Annotated in this window: 3 protein-coding genes; 2 read left to right on the top strand and 1 reads right to left on the bottom strand. The window is 63.8% G+C overall.

The annotated features are described in order from the left end of the window. Nucleotides 1-31: 31 nt before the first annotated feature. Nucleotides 32-1,591 (bottom strand): glutamine-hydrolyzing GMP synthase, encoded by a 1,560-nt coding sequence (gene guaA, locus QZ266_RS09130; protein WP_295694255.1) that lies wholly within the window; start codon nt 1,589-1,591, stop codon nt 32-34. A 227-nt stretch (nt 1,592-1,818) separates the two neighbouring features. On the opposite strand from guaA, the gene QZ266_RS09125 reads away from it, so the two are divergent. Continuing rightward, nucleotides 1,819-2,415: a YceI family protein gene (locus QZ266_RS09125; protein WP_295694253.1), complete on the top strand. Its 597-nt coding sequence runs from the start codon at nt 1,819-1,821 to the stop codon at nt 2,413-2,415. A 120-nt stretch (nt 2,416-2,535) separates the two neighbouring features. Further along, nucleotides 2,536-3,356, top strand: an 821-nt coding sequence (locus QZ266_RS09120; RefSeq protein WP_295694250.1) for an acyltransferase, incomplete at its 3' end; no start/stop codon positions are given.

Raw genomic sequence — 3,356 nt, 5'->3', positions numbered from 1 at the left:
CGCGCGTGGCGCGATTGCGAGGTACAGACCCCTACTCCCACTCAATCGTCCCTGGCGGCTTGCTGGTCACGTCGTAGACGACCCGGTTCACGCCGCGGACTTCATTGATGATGCGCGTGGCGACGCGGCCCAGGAAGTCGTGGTCATAGGGGTAGTAGTCGGCGGTCATGCCGTCGACCGAGGTCACAGCGCGCAGGGCAAGGACGGCGTCATAGGTGCGTTCATCGCCCATCACACCGACCGTGTTGACCGGCAGCAGGACCGAGAAGGCCTGCCAGATCTCGTCATAGAGACCCGCCTTCTTGATCTCATCGATATAGATCGCATCGGCCTTGCGCAGGATGTCGGCCTTCTCCTTGGAGACAGCACCGGGAATGCGGATGGCCAGGCCCGGTCCCGGGAAGGGATGGCGACCGACAAAGGCGTCCGGCAGGCCCAGCTCACGGCCCAGCGCGCGGACTTCGTCCTTGAACAATTCGCGCAGCGGCTCGACCAGCTGCATCTTCATGCGCGCCGGCAGGCCGCCGACATTGTGGTGCGACTTGATGGTGACCGAGGGCCCACCATCAAAGCTGACGCTTTCAATGACATCGGGATAGAGCGTGCCCTGGGCGAGGAAATCGGCACCGCCGGCCTCCTTGGCCTTCTCGTCGAAGACATCGATGAAGAGGCTGCCGATTATCTTGCGCTTCTTCTCCGGGTCGTCGACGCCCTCGAGGGCGGTCAGGAAGAGGTCCTCGGCCTCGGCATGGACGAGCGGGATATTGTAATGCTCGCGGAACAGGGTGACGACCTCATCGGCCTCGCCCTGGCGCATCAGGCCGGTATCGACAAAGACGCAGACCAGCTGGTCACCAATGGCCTCGTGCAGCAGAACGGCCGCGACCGAGCTGTCGACGCCACCTGACAGGCCGCACAGGACGCGCTTGTCGCCAACCTGTTCGCGGATCTTGGCAATCGCCTCATCCTTGAAATTGGCCATCGACCAGTCACCGGTGAGGCCGGCAATCTTGTGGGTGAAGTTTTCCAGCAGGGCCGCGCCGCGCGGTGTGTGCACGACTTCCGGGTGGAATTGCACGCCGTAGAAATGACGGGTCTCGTCGGCGATCGCCGCGAAGGGCGCATTGCCCGAAGTCGCGATGACCTTGAAACCCTCCGGCAAGGCCGCGACACGGTCCCCATGGCTCATCCAGACGCGTTCTTCATGACCGATGGGACCAAAACCGGCGAAGAGCGGACTGTCTTCGGTGAGCGTGATGTCGGCGCGCCCGAATTCGCGCTCCTCGGAGGCCTCGACCCGACCACCGAGCTGGGCGCACATGGTCTGCTCGCCATAACAAATTCCCAGAACCGGAATGCCGCGCGTGAAAACCGAGACGTCGGCACGCGGGGAATTGTCCCAATGCGTCGAATGCGGCGAGCCCGACAGGATGATCGCCTTGGGATCATAGGCATCGATGAAGGCCGCATCGGCGCGGTTATAGGGATGGATTTCGCAGAAGACGCCGCTTTCGCGGACACGCCGGGCGATGAGCTGGGTCACCTGGCTGCCGAAATCGATAATGAGGAGTTTGTCGTGTTGATCGGTCATGGGCGTTCGCACCCGCGCGCGCAGGTGTCCCGGAGGTCGAATTGTGGGGAGATGGCAGAAACATCTGTCAGCATGCGGCCCGATAGCGCGAGTCAGCGCGCTTGACCAGCCCCTGCCTGCCCGCGGACCTGCGCTTTGCGCCCCAGCGCCCGATTTTGCGTCGCCAGGCCTTGAACCTGCTTCGTCAGGGGGGCAGGTATGGGCCAGCGACAACCAAGGAGTACGCCATGCGCCCGATTGTCATTGCCAGCCTGCTGGGCCTGTTGAGCCTCTCGGCGGCCTGCTCGCAGCCTGCAGCCAGTGGCGACTGGCGCCTCGATGGCGAACGGTCCCGGCTCTCCTTCGTCTCGATCAAGTCCGGCGAAATCGCCGAAGCGCACAGTTTTTCCGGCCTGAGCGGGACGGTCGCTCCGGACGGGGCGGCTGAACTCGTGATCGATCTGGCAACTGTCGAGACCGGGATCGACATTCGCAATGAACGCATGCGCGATCATCTCTTCGAGATCGACCGCTTTGCCGAGGCCCGGGTCACGACCGCGCTCGACCTGGTCGCCCTGGCGGATCTGGATGTCGGCGAACGTCGCAGTCTGGAGCTGGACGCCACCCTGTCCCTGCACGGCCAGTCGATCGACATCATCACACCGGTCATCGTGACCGATATTGATGGTCGCCATATCCTGGTGGAAAGCGCGGCCCCGGTCCTGCTCCACATCGAGGATTTCGGCCTGGCGGAGGGATTGGCGACCTTGCAGGAGCTGGCCAGCCTGCCCTCGATCACGCCGGTTTCACCCGTCAGCTTCTCGCTGTACTTCACCCGTGGCTGATCATCAGGACTGGCGGCGGGCGGCGCAGTAGGCCACCTTGCGCGCCCGTGCCGGCTCGCATGATGATCGCGGTCATTGCCCGGAGATTCGTTGCCCGGAGATTCGATGGCCGGAGATTCGATGTCCACTGCCCGCCCGCGCGCTGAAATTGTCGAACTTCAATACCTGCGCGCCATCGCGGTCCTGATGGTCGTTGTCGGCCATCTGCACCAGGCAGGCGGCCGCTTTACCGGCGCGGACATTCTGGGGCCGGTCGGCTATCTCGGCTTTGCCGGGGTCGATGTCTTCTTCGTGATTTCCGGCTTCATCATCCACACCCTCTATCGGTCGGCAAAACGGCCAACCGCCAGCTATGCGCTGAAACGCCTGAACCGGATTTATCCGCTCTACTGGATATTCACCGCCCTCGCCCTGCTCGGCTATCTGGCGATGGGCGACAGCCTGACCCGTCAGATCACGGATATTGACTGGCTGACGACGGTGGCGCTCCTGCCATCCTCCCAGCCGCCCCTTCTTCTGGTCGGATGGACTCTCATCCATGAACTCTATTTCTACCTGGTCTATGGATTGTTGCTCTTCCTGCCCGGTCGCTGGCGCTGGGCCGCCATCGCGACATGGCTCGGTCTGACCCTGCTTGCCCAGACGAGCTGGCTTGCGCCGACCAATCCCTGGTCCGCCCTGGTCCTGAGTCCGTTCAACCTCCTCTTCATCGCCGGGCTGGGGCTCGCCGAGCTGCGTCCGCATCTGGCCAGGACACGCTGGATCGCCCTGCCAATCCTGCTGGTCGGCGTCGCAGTCGCGACGCGTTGGACCGCCACCTACGGGCTGGACGGACTGGCGGATGCGGGCGATCGTGTGCTCGCCTTCCTGACACTGGCGATCGCCCTGGTCTGGGCCGTCCTGGCCTGGCAACCGCGGTGGCATGCGGCCCTGACCGGTAT

Source organism: uncultured Maricaulis sp. (assembly GCF_905480005.1).
GTDB lineage: Bacteria > Pseudomonadota > Alphaproteobacteria > Caulobacterales > Maricaulaceae > Maricaulis.
The sequence above is the reverse complement of the archived record's forward strand: the minus strand, read 5'-3'. Positions and strand labels throughout refer to the sequence as shown.

Excerpts from the sequence above, each read along its gene's own strand:
- guaA (WP_295694255.1), bottom strand. The coding sequence starts at position 1,591 with ATGACCGATCAACACGACAAACTCCTCATTATCGATTTCGGCAGCCAG.
- QZ266_RS09125 (WP_295694253.1), top strand. The coding sequence starts at position 1,819 with ATGCGCCCGATTGTCATTGCCAGCCTGCTGGGCCTGTTGAGCCTCTCG.